Consider the following 17,222-nt stretch of genomic DNA (forward strand, 5'->3'; position numbering starts at 1 on the left):
GAATCGTTCCATGTCCGACATCACCCTTGCCTCTCTCGCTTCGCCCGATGTTTTGGCCCGTGCCCGAAAGATCAAACTGTTCCTGATGGACGTGGACGGCACGTTGACCGACGGTGGCGTATGTCTCATCTCGACGACCGCTGCCGACGGCTCCGGGGATTCGATCGTCACCGAAATGAAAGTATTCAACGCGCAAGATGGACAAGGACTCTCGCTCGCCCACACGACGGGAATCCAGACCGGCTTTATTACCGGTCGCTCTTCACCGGCCGTGGCCAGACGCGCCGAAGAGCTCAAGGTCGACTTCGTATATCTGGGTCAGGCGAAGAAGACCGAAGCTTTCGAGCAGTGCATGCTAAAGGCTGGAGTTACCGAAGAACAAGTCGCTTATATGGGTGACGATCTGCCAGACATTCCCTTGGCGCAAAGAGCTGGTTTAGCCGTGTGCGTGGCCGACGGCGCACCCGAATTGAAGGCGATCTGTCACTTCACTACACACCGACTGGCGGGACGTGGCGCCGCGCGCGAAGTAATAGAACTTATCTTGAAGGCGCAGGGACGCTGGGAAGAGGCTATACCGCTGGCACTTGCATAGTTAAATCAATAGGGGATTCCAATCCAGCGTTCGAACTGGACTGTCTTGGGGCTGGTATAGGTCTCGGTAAATGAATCGGCTGGCTGGACCTCAGGCGGATCGAAAACAAAATGCCCACATCAAATAGGTCATGAGTTCATCAGATGCTCCCGTGATCGCATCGCCCACAAACTCCGTCCCCGTAAGCCCCTCTGTGCAATTCAACTTCGAAAATACCTATGCGCGACTCCCGGACCGCTTCTTCTCACGGCTGGCCCCGACGCCGGTAGCAGCTCCCCGTCTAGTAAAGCTAAATGTGGAACTGTCTCGGAGCCTAGGACTGGATCCGGACGCTCTAGCGAGCGCGGAAGGCGTCGAGATCCTGGCGGGAAACCGCCTGGCTGAGGGGGCTGAACCTTTGGCGATGGCCTATGCCGGGCACCAGTTCGGACATTTTGTGCCTCAACTTGGGGATGGCCGCGCCAATCTGCTTGGAGAGGTGATTGGGCAGGACGAAGTACGCTACGACATCCAGCTCAAGGGCTCCGGCCCGACGCCTTTTTCAAGGCGCGGTGACGGCAGAGCCGCGCTCGGTCCGGTCTTGCGCGAGTACATCGTGAGCGAAGCCATGGCGGCACTTGGTGTGCCGACGACAAGAGCCCTGGCGGCGGTGACCACGGGAGAACGAGTGCTGCGCGAAAGAATATTGCCCGGAGCTGTGCTCACCCGTGTAGCGGCGAGCCACCTCCGCGTGGGCACTTTCCAGTACTTCGCAGCCCAGGGCGATATAGAAGGGACGCGCACACTGGCCGATTATGCGATCGCCCGGCACTACCCTGATACTGCGCAGGCAAAGCAGCCATATCGAGCGCTACTGGATGGCGTGATCGCCCGTCAAGCTCACCTCATCGCAGAATGGATGCTTCTCGGCTTCGTCCATGGCGTGATGAATACCGACAATACCTCCATCTCGGGCGAAACCATCGATTACGGTCCCTGCGCCTTCTTGGAGGTGTACGATCCGGCCGCGGTGTTCAGTTCCATCGACCATCAGGGACGTTATGCCTATGGAAATCAGTCCCGTGCCGCGCTCTGGAACCTCGCGCGTCTCGCCGAGGCGCTGCTGCCCGTTCTGGAACAGGTGAAGGGAAGCGAAGAGGCAACGCTCATTTCAGCAAAAGAGGCGCTCGCCGCTTTCGATCCGCAGTTCGAGGCCGCTTATGGCGCAGGAATGCGCCGCAAGCTCGGACTCTTTACCGAGCGGGAGGGCGATGGGGCACTTGCTCAGGACCTGCTGCAGATCATGGCCGCCAATCGAGCCGACTTCACACTGACCTTCCGTCGGTTGTGCGATGCCGCGGCCGTACCGGAACGCGATAAGGAAGTGCGTGCTCTGTTTGCTGACCCGGGCGTATATGATTCGTGGGCTACCGGATGGCGCCGTCGCCTGGAAGCAGAGCCAGCCTCAGCACAGGAGCGCGCTGCAGCCATGCGGATGGCAAATCCGGCATTCATTCCGCGCAACCATCTGGTGCAGGCGGCGCTCGATGCCGCCGTCGAGCGGCAGGACCTCCAGCCGTTCGAGGAATTGCTGGACGTTGTAACACGCCCATATGAGGACAGGGCGAACCTGGAACGGTACGCCACGCCAGCCCGTCCCGAGGAATGCGTCAGTCAGACTTTCTGCGGTACGTAGGCTGCGGTATTTGAGCACTCATTGAGTAAGAAGGCGATTTGTCACTAGCCGAGAGCTTTTCTTTGCCTAGCGACAAGCTGCTAATTCGTGCGATTGAAATCAACCGCTCTTTGAACGCGCACATGGAATTGCCTCTAACAGGACACCAACGCTGAAAAGGCCTGCATCGACGGTTCGATCCCGCCTCTGGCCACCATTAGCATTCACCATCTCGAATCCTCCGAGTACCCTTGACGGGGGTTCTGTTGAATCCTGCCAGAATACCGCATCTATGTGAATTTATTACCATTCGGTGATCATATGAGGCCCCCTTGCGCCTGCTGGGCGATGAACGGAACACGCTTGATACCTGAGTTGGTATGCCGTGACGGGAGGGACACCGTGCCTTCGCCGCGTGAAATTAACTTCTTGGTTATGAAACACATGCGAATATAGTTACGTACCTTACTGCCGTCATAACTGGAATCCGGATTCTGTCACAACAGGATCCGCTTGTGTTCAGCAACCGTATACGAGGGCCTGTTCCAAATTCTACTTACGTGGAACTAAATAGGCGGATCTCCATCTAAGCTAAGGGGTACTCATCGGATGGCAAAGCGTCGCGGCAATCCAAATTGGGGCAAAGCAGACCAGCAGGGGCCGGTCGTGATCGTTCCGAGTTCGTTTGAGCAGATTGTGGAGGAGTTTGGCCTTACTCCGGCACAGTACATCTCCTCCGCGCGTCTTCGTGAGTGGGCACGTCTCAACAAGAATTCAAAATACGTTCCGGAAATGCTGCTGGAAGAATGGGGCTTTGGGGTGGATTCGGCAGTCTAGACGTGGGTATCCGTCTTGGCGATCAGATGCGCGATGCGTCCAGCCTGAACGCTGCTTCCGAATTGCTCTCCAGGATAATGCGGGCCACCTTCAAGTCATCATGTTCAAAGATGAATTTACGCCTCAAGTCGGAACACATGGACTGGAACCCATCGTAGTAGCCCATGCCTCCCCCGATGTCTTCTAAAGCAAATGCCATCTCTCCCGAACAAAAATGAGTATCAGATTGCGCGCCTCTTCTAATCGTGAGCATTCCGACCGTCAGGTTCACCATCGCGATTATCTCCTGGACCTGCCATACCTTAAGCTTCTTGCGATGATCCTATTGGAATCACCTCGGCGTCGCAAACCAATGTGCAATTCGGACTGGAGCTGAGCTCCGACACAACGTTGCTTATGTCGATTTACTACACCGCGGTAGACCTGTGCCATGTCGGAAGCAATCACGCTCTACGCACAAAGGTCAATCACGGCCAATCAGAAATTTGGCCAGGGGTAGAGTACAAAGTACTCACGCAACGGCGGACACTCGCGGCAAACGAGGTACCAATGTAACGCGCCGCTGCTGTGCCCCTGAAGCGTTCGAAGCATTTTACGCCGACTACAGCGCCGCTATAGGTCGCATCGCCGCATTCCCGGGGATTAACGTGAACGAGGTAGCAGCTGCGTTGAGACGGAAGCCATACCGTTCGGACTACCGCCGCCACTGGAGGAATTCGATGATACTGCTAACAAAATGCGTGTCCCGCGAGGGCCTTGGGGCACTCGCGCGTCGGCTCGTAGTTTCTCGGCAAGAGAAGACTCCTCCGGGCGGATGTCTTAACCGTATGTTTGACCCGGATAATTGTCTTTAGATTCGAGGCCAGGGACATGCCGATACAAGGTCCCTCATGTGTAATCAAGCAGCGATTATCAGTGCGGGGCGGAACAGGTTTTTGTCTTCAGCTTTTCGATTCTTGCAGTGATTTGTTCGAAGTCCGTTTGAGTGGAGAGTTGGGCCTGAAGATGATTCACGGTCAGAGGGAACATCCTCTCGACGACGCGGGAATACGTTTCGAGCACCATGATGCGGCTTAGGGCGACCTTCGTTTAGGGAGGAGGCATTGTAGGAGAACTCAAAGCGTCCCAGAATCCTTGAGGAAGAGGTGCAAGATCAGGTTCCGCTGCAGGTCTTCCGAAGTGGTGTCCTTGCATGAGGCCAATTCCAAGTTTGATCACTGTCCATGCATCCTCCCCCTGCTCGACGCCCTCGGCTACAACCCTCGCGCCGATGTCTGACGCTACGTTTACGAAGTTTTGGACGACGCTTCTCTTTACGAAACTGCCCGCTATCCCCGCAATGAAAAACCGGTCTAGTTTGATGATGTGCGGTTGCAGTTCGCAAACGAGGCGCATGCTTGCGAAACCCGCGCCCACGTCATCGAGGGAGAGTGTGATGCCTTCATCGAATAGCGGATCGCATATTTTGAGGAGAGAAGCTGCATCGTGAATAGGCTCGTGTTCAGTGAGTTCCAAGATGATTTGGGACGGATGGAGACCGGCAGTCTTGATGGCGTTTTGAAGGTGAAGCGGAGCAAAGGCCGAGCTCTGCAAGGTACTCGGCTGGACGTTCAGGAAAAGTTTGCCAGGCCATTGAAGTCGAGCAAATGATTTGAGGACAATTGTGTAGGCCGCTTCGTCGAGTATAAGAGACATGCCGGACTCGTGTGCAGCCTGAAAAAGTTCCATCGGAGCTTCCAGGGCGTTCCCCGCAGGGCCCCTGATGAATCCCTCTACGGCAAACGGGGAGCTTTCGCCGACCGCGTAAATGGGCTGAAAGCTTGGGGTCAATCCACTTCTAACAATCCTCCGAACTCGACTCGACCGGCTGGTCGGGGTTCCGTCCATCAATGCGGTACTCGAAAACCTTCGGCTCACTTGAGAGATCTCCCGGACTCGTGTCACAAGGTTCCATCGGCGTATGACAAAAAGTAGCGCCAAGATACGCCAAGTCTGGACGCCGTGGAGAATAGGAACGATCGATGGAAATTTGGAGAGAGCTCGGGAGTGTCTCCAGTACAACACTGTCTAGCTTGCGGTGCGAGGACTATCTTGAACGCTTTTCCTGGTGACCTCCTGTTTCCAGCGACGTATGTCCACTGGCTCATCCGCCGTCTTCGGCATTTGGAACTGCAGCGCGAACTTCTCGATGATCACGATGGCCGCTGCAAGTACGACGATAAAGCTGACGATGCCCACTCCGAAGCCGAGCGCAAATACGAATCCATGTAAGAACACTCTTCTTCTCCGTTCCGAGCAGGGCACCAATATGGCCTATGGCACATAGTATCGAAAGGATGTTTCCAGGATGTTGTCGAGTCCCTGCGGGGCGAGCCCGTTGGGGTCGGCCCAGGTCTTACGTTGCGCGTAACCGTACTGGATTCCCTGGCGGAATCGCCCCCTGTTCCCTCGGTAGAAATCGTACCAGTAGCCCACGCTGAACTCCTGTATGTCACGATTTACCCCGGAGCAGTTGCTTGGGTTGGACGGGTAGTTGGTAAGGCCGCCGGTTCCTGTGGGCAGCGGCTCGGTATTGCAGCCAGAGTTGTTCAATCCCACCGCATACCCCAATGGCAGTCCCGTAGTGAGGTTGGTGTAGCTGGTACGTCCGACATAGTCGCCACCGTAGTTTGCGTAGACATCAAAGCGAGAGGTAGCGTGCCAATCAAGGGTTGAAAGGGCGGAGAAGGTGTGTAACGGGGAGAACTTTCCGTCGGGCCGCACGGTCACGTCCGCGATAGTCGATGCTCCATAACGTCCCATACCCGTACCCCAAAGTCCTTTCAACCCAAGATCGAATCGTTTGTGCAGGACAGGTACCCGTGCGCTGGCGCCGAGGCCGCCACTACCTTCTGTATCGTTAAACGCACCTACCGTTGTCGCTGTCCCGGCTTTGATCTCCGCGGCGGTTGCATTCGGGAACAACCGAGACCTGAAGAAACGTGCGATACCAAAGAGTTCATAGTGGCCGCCCCACGTTGGTTCATACACGATCTTCGCGATGAAGTCGGGGACGGGGTTCATGCTGTACGTGGTCAACAACCCCGGCGTAGAGCCATTTGAAGTATTCGCGGCGGCGTTGTAGTTTCCTCCGTTGGCGCCTGGACTTGCCCACAGGATGAGGGGCAGACCCGTCGTATCTCCGTTCACGACAGGGGTTAACGTCTGCGGATTTTCGAGGGATATGCCAGCCCAAAATCTAGGATTGATCTGCTTCACAATACGGAAGCCGTACTGCCGTTCCCATACGAAGCCAGGCACGTAGTTCGGATCGATCGTCTGTGGTGGAGCTTCGGAGCGTAGGGACAACCCGCTTCTGTACTCTGTCGCCAGAGACCACATCTGGCCAGCGGAAAACGCCCATCCACTTTGCGTCTCCAGTTGCGCCCACACCTGGCGCTGACGCAAGGTATAGCTGTTGCTTTCATTATTATTGGACGTCGTTCCAGTGCCGAGGAAGTCAGCTTCATAATATCCACGGTACGTGAGGGACGATCCCTTACCTTCGGCAAGTAATGCAATACGCGATTGTCGGCCTGAGCCAAAGAATTCGCTGGTTTGCGCGAGGTTCGCGGAGGTAAATGGAATCGCGGTAAACGAGGTTCCGATATCGCCACCCGTCGCATGGTTCCGGTCCACGGTTTCGCCAGCCAGGAAGCTACCATTAGGCGAAAGCGTAATACCCTTGTAGTGCAGAATGTCCGGATGTTCGAAGTCCGCTTTGGCCTGCTTCTGATCGGCCTGGACCTTCTGGATGGCGGTCGAGGAACTGGCCTTCAGATCCGTTACGGAAGTCTGGAGCGTAGTGACGGCCTCCGCGTTCGCTCCTGCACTTTGTTGGACGGCGTCCGTCCTCTTCGCGGCTTGCTCAGCCGCCGCTTGGGCCGTGGCTGCGGCAACCTTCGCCTGCTGCAACTGCTCCTTCATCTCAACCATATCGCGTTCGAGTTGTTCCATCTTCTGGCTCATCTGCTCCAACCGTTTCTGGTCTTCGGTCTTCGGAAGGTTCTGCGTTTGAGCCGCAACAACACCCACCGCCAACAACAACATCACCAAAATCTTCTTGCCTGCATTCATTCGATTCTCCTTGATCTTTCGGTTCGAAAAGCGCAAAACCTCCCTGTGGTCGCTGAACAGATCAGCCGACTGAGCGAGTCATCGGGTTGTCTTCAGAGGCAGAGTGAAATCAAACTCACGTCACGGTGGGACAACGACGTTGAATCGCGGTTGTCGATATCCGTACAGAGGAAGCCTTCGGACAGAAGTAGCCGATTCACTATGCCTTCCTCTCGGAACTCAATTCCGATATCACCGCTCCCTTCCAGAGCCTCGTCTAATGTCTGTGTCGCCCCACATAATCTCTGTCTGGAGAGAAGACCCTGGTGGGCAGCCATCTTCGCGAATTGATATTTCGAATTGCTCAACCTTCCTCAATGAAATGTTTCTGTCTCGGAGGTAATCTGACTTTGCGCCGCCCGTCTCTTCGCGCGTGCCGTGAATGACCCGATCAGCAATGTACACTGGCAGCAATACAGTCGCTACGATAAGGACAACTGCGTCCAATAAGAACCTTGACCCGAATTGAATTCCGACTAGATGCATAACTGCCTTCTTCTGCAATCGCTCTATATTCAGAGAGGCCAGCCGTCAGCGGTGTACCTCTTCTATGGGTTATTGGGTTACGTTGAGGGTTAGCGTCACGGCACTAGAGACGTTGGGGGAGCCGTTTGCGCCCGTACCCGTCGCTGTCACGATCACTGGAGTCGTACCTGCCGGCGCATTGCCTGTCATTGACCCGCCGCCGCATGCCGTCAGCCCAGCAGCTCCGGCCATAAGAATCATCAGCACGAATAAGTGTTTGCCCCACACGCTTGATGTCAGCCGTTTACGACGGTAGGCCAGAAATAGGCCAGTCAAACCGGCAGGAAAGAAGAGAATGGACGCAGACAGAATTGCGGATTTTCCAGTTGGTCGCAGCATGGAGGCTACAGGTGAGGTTGCACTTGTATTGAGGGTGAGCGTGGTACTTACCAGTCCGGCGCTGCCATTATTGGTAGGTGTCAGCGTGACTGTCGCGGGACTGAACGTGCAAGTGATGTTGACGGGCAATTGACCACAGGAGAACGCTACCGTGCCCTGATAGTTGTTGAGGACCGTGAAGCCAATCTTCGTTTGTCCAATATGTCCAGATTCGACGGTTACCGTGGTAGGTGTCGCGGTTGCAATCAGACCCGGCGCGCCTGAAATTGTGAGGGTCCCGTTCACGAAGGCAAAGGTATAGTTTGTGGAGAGCAATCCACCCGTGCACGGCGTGGCTGGGGACAGCACAGTTGAGCAGGGCGTATTCTGACACGCTACACTTGTGCACGGAATGCCCAGGCCAGCCACGATGGGATAAGTGCCGGGAGACGATGCGGCTGTTGCAGGTGTCGTAATAACAGGCACTCCGCTCAAAACGCTTGCATTATTGCTGTCACCCGCAACAAAGCCCATGATCGTGTAGGTAAACGGCGGGATCGGCTGACCTGCACCGGTGATTACTGGGTTTGGGGTAATGGTCAAAACTGCGGGCATTGAAGAGAAGCTCTGCTTCGCGGTGGCACTGGCATGGTTCGCATCTCCTGCCTGCGTAGCCGTGACTGTCACCTCTCCCACTCCCGTAAAGAGCAACGTAGATATTGAGGTAAGTGTGGCTGGTCCAGTCACCGTATATGTCACCGGCAAGCCGGAACTGGCGGTCGCACCCAGGGTCACCGTTCCGCCATAGGTGCCAAAGGCAATCGGCGGGAAATTAACGGTCTGCGTACTGTTTGCCACAGTCAACACCGCAGGTACAAAGACAAAACTGTAGTTATTCACCGATGATGCTGGAGACAAAGAGAGAGTTCCCTGACTGACGGTGATTGGATAGGTCGTCCCGACTGCCGAGGTTGGCGTATAGGTAGTCGTTATCGCGGGCGTTCCCGTTGTGATGTCGCTGCCTACCAAACCTGTGATGGTAACCCCGGAAAGCAATTGGGACGCTGCCACAGGCGTGCCAAAAGGCTGCGAGACATTAGCTGTCGTGACCGTGATCGTGCCTCTAGCTACATTGAATGATTGAATGGCAGGAGCAGCCTGGGCAAATTGCGCATTACCGACCGCGTTCGCGGTGACTGTTCCAGGACCCGCACCGATGATATTCAGCATATAGCCCGTTCCCACCGACCCAATCAGCTGGGCTGACCCGGTCACCGTATATGTGACAGGCAGTCCTGCGCTGGAGATCGCAGAAAGCGGAACCGGTTTGCTTCCGTACATAATGTTCGACGGCAGAGCCGGGAAGCTGATCGTCTGCGACTCGTTGCCGCTTACGGTCAAAGTTCCTGGGACGAGCGTCGGTGTGTTGTAGTTACTTGCCAATGCAGGCGCGACAAATGTAAAAGATCCCGGCGTGATAGTGATGGGCAGACTGGTGCCGATAGGCGTGGTCGTGGTGTACCCCGTCACCGTCAGGGTTGGAGTGGTGATCGCGTCGCTTCCTATCAGACCAGATACTGTAAAGGGAATCTGTGTTGACAGCGGCTGACCAAACGATTGCGAAAAGCCATTCGGAGCAGCAGTGATGGTGAACGATGCGGGAGCCACCGTGAAACTCTGGGAGGAGACGGACTTCGCCGCTGCGAACTGAGAGTTTCCTGGCTGGGTCGCTGTCACCGTGACACTTGTTCCGGCTGCGGTGGCCCCAGTGATCGTCAGGATAGAGTTGGAGCCGGATGTGGATACTGTGGCGCATGCCGTGCAGCCAGAAACTGTATAGGTGATCGGTAATCCAGAATCCGAGGAGCCCGTCAGATTAATAGGTTGGGCACCATACGTTACATTTGGGAAAGACTGGTTGAAGGTGATCGTCTGTGGCGTGAGCGGCACACTGCCTGCACCGGTTACTCCACGGATAACAAAATTGGCTTGGTCAGCAAGATATAAGTTGCCATAGGTATCGAGAGCAAGAGCTACCGGCCCCGCAGTCAGGGAAGATGTTGCGAGGCCTCCATCGCCGCTAAAACCAAAGGAGCCCAGTGTTCCAGCAATCGTGGAGATGTTGCCAGTATTTGCATTAGCTTCTCGAACTACTCCGTCACTAAAGTCGGCGATAAACAGATTGCCTGTTCCATCGACCTTCACATCAAAAGGAAAGTTCAACGATGCATTTATTGCCGAGCTGCCATCGCCGCATGAAGGAGGGGAACACGCTGCACCCGTACCTGCTGCAGTTGTGATCTCTTCAGTCAGAGAGTCAACCCTCCGAATCCGGCTGTCTCCGCTGTCAGCGATGTAGAGATTGCCAGAACTGTCAACGCCCACGCCATTTGGGAAATTAAGCTGTGCAGCCGATGCTTGGCCTCCGTCACCGCACGGAGAGGTGGGGTCGGAACATAGATTGCTGTTGCCGGCTACTGTAGTGATGATGCCTTGTGCATTCACTTCGCGAATGACATTGTTATTGGCGTCTGCAATGTACAGATTATTTGCACTATCAATAGCGATACCGCTTGGACCACTGAGGCTTGCACTTGTCGCAGGACCCGTGTCGCCGCTATAGCCGGCGGGGGCGGAGGGGTTGCCCGCGATAGTGTAGATCAATCCTGTCGTCTTCACTTCGCGAATGACATTTTGGCCCGAGTCCGCGAAGTAAATGTCACCCGAAGAATCCACCGCCAGACCCGCGGGAAGGCTCAGAAGGACTGAAGTAGGCGATACTCCGTTAGTATTTGTTTGGTCTGAACCTCCGCCGGCAAATATCGTTATATCTCCTCCAGACGCCGCATTTACTTTGTAAATCACTAGTGTGGTTTGGTCGGAGATATACAGATTCCCAGATGGATCAACAACAACTCCATATGGAAGTTGCAGTACCGCCTCGGTCGCAGCCTGCCCGGAGGGGGGGCCTCCTGACTGTGGGTTGGTACCGGCAATCGTGTTGATGAACCCTTGAGCTAAGAATCCCGGAACTACCGGAACTGCAGTAGGTGTGGGCACCGGAGTTTCAGGAGTGTCCTGACGAGCTTTCGCAAAGCTGTTAGAAACGCTCGACAAAGAGTCGGCGGCAATCGACACTATGGGCGATACAGTATCGTTCATGCGCTTGCGTCCAGACAATGTTCCAGAGACTTTATATATATATCCGGGTACTGGTGCTGGAATGCCCCAGATCTTCCCTCCCCCAAAGACAACGCTAATGGAATTCGCGCCGCCGTCAAAGATATACACGTTTCCGTTTTGATCGACTGCTACACGATCTGGCTTCACGAAGCCGGTTTCGGTTGCTAGGCAGGAACCATGATCTAAACTTATAGCTCCTTGACATGAGGGAACAGCCGATCGATTACCCGCGATTATGTAGCTATTGCCGGACATCGGCGCAGGGACTGTAGGCAGCGAAGGAATTGCTTTCCGACCTGAAGCAACAACGTGGATCATCCGATCCGCAGGTCCGACGAAGTAGAGGTTCCCGTCCTTATCGTATATTCCATGCTGCGACGCTTGGCCTGGAGTATTGAAATTGGATGACGCACCCTGTGCTCGCGCAAAACTGCTCATCAACAGAAGGACCATCAAAGCTGACAGTGGCATGAACGCACAGGAGCGTATTGAAGCAGATAAATGTGACATATGGCCTTTCTCGCAAATCGGATCCATGATCGTTACCCTTCTCGTAGTCACTTCCAACGTTGAAACGAAGAACCGAACTTTTAACGTGCTCATTGCTGAAACAGATAGATTCCCATGTCGTGCTGCGTGGTGGCGTCGTATGCCGCGAGGAAGATGGCGTACTTCCCACCGGCATTACCCGCGACAATAACTGCCGCAACTGTGCATGTAGCATTCCCGTTGACATCGGCACCGGGTGTTCCATAGGACGGATTGTTCTTGGAGCAATTCTGCTGCGGGTCCGGAAGCGTAACCGTCGCGCCCGTGTAGAGACCGTTGTTCGCAGAATCCTGTGTGCCGAGAGTGAGCGTCAGATTGGGGAGCGGTAGTTGCGTCACATCATCGTTGGGGAACATGCCCCCGGTGAGACTGCTGCTCGATCCAACGGTTGGATTGAAGCTGGCTGGTTGGGTGGATACGCTTCCCGCCCCACTACTCTCGTAGACAAAACCGAGATAATTCCCAGCTAAGACCGTCGCAGTTGCGACCGGGGAAGAGGGTTGAACCATTCCAACGAAGGAATTGGGTGACAACACAGACGGCTTGATGACATTCCCAATGCTCTGGTCTGCGATCACAAAGCCCGACGCGCTGATCGCAAACGTAGTTGGTTCAGGCACAATTGCGTTCGCTGATGCTGTAATCGTCGTTACTCCGTTGGTCGACCCGCAGGTTGCAGCGAACTCAGACACATAAGCAGGGCCATTGATAGTTGTGCCAGGAGTGTGTGTAGTTGTGCCGGTCAGAGGTACTACATATTGAGTCAGCGCTCCAAAGTTCCAAGCTTTTCCCGTCGGATCAGTACTCGCGACGATGCCTCCGTAACCAGCGCCAAAGCCATTTGAGAAATACTCCACGTATGGCGATGGCATTCCGACAAACTGAAACCGGACAAAGCCTCCGATAGCAAAACAGCCGCTCTGCTGAACCGAGACGACCGGAGGCGTCGTATCATCGCCTGGACGAAGCACAGCCACATTACCAGGCATTTCGGTAGCGTATTCGGAAGCCCCCGAACTCGATGGCCCCAAGTTCATAAATCCATTGGAGGCGAAAAAGCTTCCACCGACAGAGGCAGGCGTCGATGGATAGGTCAGAGATTGGTATGCGAACGCATTCTGACTGTGGTCGAGGCTCAATGACCAAACGCCGGGGCTCTGGGTGCCGATATAGGAATTGCTCTGGCTGACAGCCTGAGCCGGAGGTAGTCCGGGCGGCACTGTGCTTGCATTCGGATTATTGGAACCGGCGCACCCGGTAGCCACGAGCGTAGCGGCCAACGTTAGTGAGGCGAGCAAATCGCGGCTCTGAGAACGTCCTTGGAACGCCGGCTCTATTTTCTTTCCCACAATCATCCCGCTCGCTTTCGTCATGGTCCCTCGTGTTGCACCATTTCGTTGTTGATAAGTCTTAGAATTCTCTACTTCAGACATCGCGTAGTCTCCTTTCCCGCTCTCGATCAGAAGGCGAGTTTCAAAGCAAACTGAATGGTGCGCGGACGGTGGGCGTCCACCGGATGCAGGAAGGAGCTGCCAACAAGGCAGTTGGTTCCATCTCCACCCGCCGCCGAGTACCCTGACGCATAGCCGCCATAACAACTGATGGTGTTGTTCGCCTGATTGCCGAGGGTTGGATCGTAGATACGAAATTGAGTCGCGTTGAAGACGTTGAAGGCCTCTGCGCGTAACTCTAAGTTGGTGTTGTACGGCATTGCGAAGTGTTTCAACATCGCAACGTCGGTGTTCCAACGGCGTGGATTGTTGAGGTCATTTCTACCTGCATTGCCGAATGTGAGACCACGCGGAGCAACGAAGGCTGCGGGATTGAGCAGCAATGGACCTACACTCTTCGGGTTGTTGCCGCCTACGGGTTTCGGCGATTTTGCAGAAATACCCGACAGATCAGGATAGGAACCCGAGCCGGTTCCGTTCGCGACGCCCGCATTGTCGAGAGTCGCAATTCCTCCAGGGCTGCCGTTGTTGACGACCGTGAATGGAATACCAGATTCGAACAACGTGATGCCGGACAACTCCCATCCACCCAGCACCGCTTGTACGACTGTGTCGGCCTGCCACTTGGGATTCGGACCATGAGCCGCGACATTCGTCGGATCATCATCCGCGCTGTGCAGAAAGGCATCGAAGAACTTCAATAACGGCAGTTGGTAGACATAACTGACATGGAGCAGATGACGTTGATCAAAGTTGGAGCTGGCCCGATTGGACTTCAGATCATCGGAGTTGACGAAGGACGCATCTGATCGGTCGGACGCATCATCCAGCGAATGGCTATAGGTGTAGGCGACCCCTAGATTCAGAGGGCCTTGTGTCCGACGAATCACCGCTTGGAAGGCGTTGTAAGCGGAGTTGGCGACGTTCTGTAGCGAAAAGATTTGGGCTAACCCAGGCGCATAGGTACGCAAGGAGTTGGGATCAATTGTGTGTTGGCCCTCACCGAAACAGGCAGCGGCCAGGTTCGTATATGCCTGTTGGCCGGGCGTCACGGACGCCCCATTGCTCAAAAAAGTCGCGCCTGATACGTTGAAGAGACTGCAATCGCCTTGTGTGCCTGCCGCGACCGCGGGATTGATTCCGCGGTACATCAGCGGTTGGTGGGGACCAAACGGATTCTGAGCAGCGGGCAGCGGCGTAAGCTGATTGATCTGCTCTTCCACGGTAAGATGCGTTCCCTTCGATCCGACGTAGGCAAAACTCACGAGAAAGTTTTTTGGAAGCTGCTGCTGAACACTGAAGCTCCATTGCTGGATATAAGGCCATACCGCTTTCGTCGGAATCGAAGTTACGTTGATCGGAAAGGCCACGTTGGGAGTGCTTCCGGCATATCCAATCTGGCCCCAGCTGTCTGGAGCGTTCTGCGTCATATCCAATACCATGGGAGCGCCGCCCTCCAGTGAACCTGTGTTGGCTTCATCTGCCGTCCCATGCTCGAAGAACATTCCATAGCCTCCACGGATCGCGGTCTTTCCGTTGCCGAAGAGATCCCATGCAAACCCAATGCGAGGGGCTGGGTTGAAGAGATGACCGGACATGCAGCTTGAAGGAACACCGTTCTTACCACACTGAACGATGCCGTTGGTAATTCGTGGGTCCAGCCCACTTCCGGGATTGCTAGGGTTGATCTGAAGAGGCTTCCCTGTCGTCTGATCGATCAGATTGCCGTGATCGCCAGCCACGGTGAGGGTCTTGGCAACATTCGCGTCAAATCCGCCGGGGGACCCGGCAGGAACCCAGTTATAGGCCTGGTTGTTCGCCTCGTGATAGGTTCCGAATAAACTGAGGCGCACTCCGAGGTTCACCGTCAAACGCGGGGTTGCCTTGAAGTCATCCTGAAAATACGGCTCTACGATCTGATAGCGCTGTCGATAACGCGCCTGCGCGCTATCTTGTTGAAAGCTGGCGAGGTGCTCCCCGCTGGAAGTTGTTGGGCTCGCGGTGGAGTTTCCACCGTAATAAAGGAAATCGGCGAAGGCATTGCCTGTGCTACCGCTGCCCTTGACATTGCTGAAGGTCACGATGCCTTGGGTGTCTCCGGTCGAAGCGCCGATAGGGCCATTGATCTGGTTTCGTTGAAAAATCACCCATTGCGCGCCGAACTGAAGATTGTGCTTCCCGACGATCTTGGTGAGGTTGTCGGCAAAACTGTATGTTGGGTTCGTATGATCCCACGGCATGTAACTGGGATCGACAGAGAATCCCGTACCACCGTACGCAGCGTTGTTGCCGCCGATCACGAGACCTGGCAACTTCGGTACACCATTGAGACCAGCATTGCCGTTATCAAAGATCGTGCCGATAGGACATTGATAGCCGGTTTGAGCACCGAGAGTACCAATCGGTCCTAGAGCGCAGGAGGCATCCAAGGCCGAAGGGCGCTGAATATTTACATTAGCCGCAGGAATATCATTCAGCGTGATATGGGAGTTGGTGTAACTTGCGACGAATTCATTGAGAAACGTCGAAGAAAAGGTATTGGTCAAACGGGCCACTAAGCTAATACCGGGTCCATAGAGGCGGTTCTGAATCGTCGGAAAGCTATTCTGGATGAAACCGTACTCTGGAACAGGGGTGGTTTCGCTCCAGTCGTCATGGATATATCGGAAGCTCGCCTCCATCTTTTCGCTGATAGTGTGGTCGATACGAAAGAGTTCTTCCCGCCATGTCGTCGGAAGTGAAACCTCTCCGTTGAAGCAAGAGCCAATCGTGGAAGTGCAGCCGGTGGTGGCATTGGGCGCGGGAATGATGCCGGTGCTCAGAATTGCAAGCGCGTTGCGGTTGAGCGTACCGCTATCCGATAGTCCCTGACCCTGAAGATAATAAGGTCCTATTTTGGACGTGGTTGGGCAATCGCTTCCTGGGCAGACATCGCTGAAGTCTCCATTCCTTTCCGCTAAAGAGGGTACAGCCTGCCGGTAGGCATAGGGATCTTTCTCGATGCGGGCCTCTTCCGAGAAGAAGAAGTGTGTCTTGCCTCGTCCGTTATAGAGATGTGGGATGACAAGCGGACCGCCAATCGTGCCGCCAAAGTCGCTCCGGCGGTATAACGGCGCGCCGTTCGTCACGTCGAAATACCCTTTACTATTGAAGATTTCATTGCGAAAGAACTCATAGATATTGCCGTGAAACTGGTCTGTGCCCGACTTCGTGGTGACGATGGTCGTCCCGTTTCCGGTGCTGGGGTACTGGGCTCCGTAGTTCGAGGTGAGTACTTTGATCTCCTGGATCGCGTCAATGCTAGGCGTCACAATCAAGCTGCTGTGGTTCTTGTTGATTCCGACGTTCAACGTCTCCGAGCCATCGACCTGAAAGCTGTTGTACTCGGTACGGCCACCGTTCACGCTGTATGAAACGCTCCCTGCCAGCCCGACTCTCGCTTCATCTTGTTGCGTCTGATTGCTGACACCAGGAACCAGGTCGATGAACTGGGTGAAGTTGCGCCCATTCAGTCCAAGGCTCGTCACCTCTTTGCCGGTGATGGTGCCGCTTATCTCCGCATTCTCGGTTTGCACTTCGGCGACGCCGCCACCTCCTTGTACGTCTACCGTTGACTGCGTCGAACCAACCGTCAGTTGGATGTTGAGATCGACAGCCTGGCCGACACCAAGAAGGATGTCGTTGTTAACCACCTGGTTGAAACCGGGAGCCTGCACCAGGATCCGATAATGTCCTGCCGGAAGATAGGGAACGGTGTAAGAACCGGATCCGTCGGTCTTCGTCTCCAGAGCGACGGTCGTGTCCTTATTCACCACCTGAATCTGGGCACCGGGCACCGCCGCACCCTGCGGGTCAGTGACGACCCCGGTAAAACGAGCGGTCTGGCCGAAGGCGTAATTAGCAAAGGTCAGAAAAAAAAGACACGTCAAGCATCGTACTAATATCGATCGCATTC

The 17,222-nt window shown here is 55.0% G+C and carries 10 protein-coding genes; 3 read left to right on the forward strand and 7 right to left on the reverse strand.

What is annotated here, in order from left to right:
• Positions 1 to 10 precede the first annotated feature (10 nt).
• The 3 genes from GSQ82_RS02220 to GSQ82_RS02230 all read left to right on the forward strand — a co-directional run bounded on the left by GSQ82_RS02220 (position 11) and on the right by GSQ82_RS02230 (position 3,086).
• Positions 11 to 595 (forward strand): HAD family hydrolase, encoded by a 585-nt coding sequence (locus GSQ82_RS02220; RefSeq protein WP_158790361.1) that lies wholly within the window; start codon positions 11 to 13, stop codon positions 593 to 595.
• Positions 596 to 725: 130 nt separating this feature from the next.
• On the forward strand, positions 726 to 2,270 hold the full coding sequence (locus GSQ82_RS02225) for a YdiU family protein (protein WP_158790362.1): 1,545 nt from the start codon (positions 726 to 728) through the stop codon (positions 2,268 to 2,270).
• 588 nt (positions 2,271 to 2,858) lie between these two features.
• The gene (locus tag GSQ82_RS02230) at positions 2,859 to 3,086 is read left to right on the forward strand and encodes a hypothetical protein (RefSeq protein ID WP_158790363.1); all 228 of its coding nucleotides are present in this window, start codon (positions 2,859 to 2,861) and stop codon (positions 3,084 to 3,086) included.
• Between the two features lie 22 nt (positions 3,087 to 3,108).
• Here GSQ82_RS02230 and GSQ82_RS02235 read toward each other — a convergent pair whose 3' ends face one another.
• The 7 genes from GSQ82_RS02235 to GSQ82_RS02265 all read right to left on the reverse strand — a co-directional run bounded on the left by GSQ82_RS02235 (position 3,109) and on the right by GSQ82_RS02265 (position 17,196).
• Entirely contained in the window at positions 3,109 to 3,360 is a 252-nt protein-coding gene (locus GSQ82_RS02235; RefSeq protein WP_158790364.1) for a hypothetical protein, read from the reverse strand.
• An 815-nt stretch (positions 3,361 to 4,175) separates the two neighbouring features.
• Positions 4,176 to 4,973: an EAL domain-containing protein gene (locus tag GSQ82_RS02240; protein ID WP_254061370.1), complete on the reverse strand. Its 798-nt coding sequence runs from the start codon at positions 4,971 to 4,973 to the stop codon at positions 4,176 to 4,178.
• Between the two features lie 180 nt (positions 4,974 to 5,153).
• A complete protein-coding gene (locus GSQ82_RS02245; protein ID WP_158790366.1) occupies positions 5,154 to 5,363 on the reverse strand; it encodes a hypothetical protein in 210 nt (69 codons plus the stop codon).
• A 36-nt stretch (positions 5,364 to 5,399) separates the two neighbouring features.
• Complete coding sequence (locus tag GSQ82_RS02250; RefSeq protein ID WP_158790367.1) at positions 5,400 to 7,202, reverse strand: hypothetical protein; 1,803 nt, start codon at positions 7,200 to 7,202, stop codon at positions 5,400 to 5,402.
• Positions 7,203 to 7,796: 594 nt separating this feature from the next.
• Entirely contained in the window at positions 7,797 to 11,804 is a 4,008-nt protein-coding gene (locus tag GSQ82_RS02255; RefSeq protein WP_158790368.1) for an MBG domain-containing protein, read from the reverse strand.
• 62 nt (positions 11,805 to 11,866) lie between these two features.
• Positions 11,867 to 13,189 (reverse strand): hypothetical protein, encoded by a 1,323-nt coding sequence (locus GSQ82_RS02260; RefSeq protein WP_158790369.1) that lies wholly within the window; start codon positions 13,187 to 13,189, stop codon positions 11,867 to 11,869.
• A gap of 86 nt (positions 13,190 to 13,275) precedes the next feature.
• The gene (locus tag GSQ82_RS02265; RefSeq protein WP_158790370.1) at positions 13,276 to 17,196 is read right to left on the reverse strand and encodes a carboxypeptidase-like regulatory domain-containing protein; all 3,921 of its coding nucleotides are present in this window, start codon (positions 17,194 to 17,196) and stop codon (positions 13,276 to 13,278) included.
• Positions 17,197 to 17,222 lie beyond the last annotated feature (26 nt).

This window comes from Granulicella sp. L60 (genome assembly GCF_009765825.1).
Lineage (GTDB): Bacteria > Acidobacteriota > Terriglobia > Terriglobales > Acidobacteriaceae > Edaphobacter.

Excerpts from the sequence above, each read along its gene's own strand:
- GSQ82_RS02220 (WP_158790361.1), top strand. The coding sequence starts at position 11 with ATGTCCGACATCACCCTTGCCTCTCTCGCTTCGCCCGATGTTTTGGCC.
- GSQ82_RS02225 (WP_158790362.1), top strand. The coding sequence starts at position 726 with ATGAGTTCATCAGATGCTCCCGTGATCGCATCGCCCACAAACTCCGTC.
- GSQ82_RS02230 (WP_158790363.1), top strand. The coding sequence starts at position 2,859 with ATGGCAAAGCGTCGCGGCAATCCAAATTGGGGCAAAGCAGACCAGCAG.
- GSQ82_RS02235 (WP_158790364.1), bottom strand. The coding sequence starts at position 3,360 with ATGGTGAACCTGACGGTCGGAATGCTCACGATTAGAAGAGGCGCGCAA.
- GSQ82_RS02240 (WP_254061370.1), bottom strand. The coding sequence starts at position 4,973 with ATGGACGGAACCCCGACCAGCCGGTCGAGTCGAGTTCGGAGGATTGTT.
- GSQ82_RS02250 (WP_158790367.1), bottom strand. The coding sequence starts at position 7,202 with ATGAATGCAGGCAAGAAGATTTTGGTGATGTTGTTGTTGGCGGTGGGT.
- GSQ82_RS02255 (WP_158790368.1), bottom strand. The coding sequence starts at position 11,804 with ATGGATCCGATTTGCGAGAAAGGCCATATGTCACATTTATCTGCTTCA.
- GSQ82_RS02260 (WP_158790369.1), bottom strand. The coding sequence starts at position 13,189 with ATGACGAAAGCGAGCGGGATGATTGTGGGAAAGAAAATAGAGCCGGCG.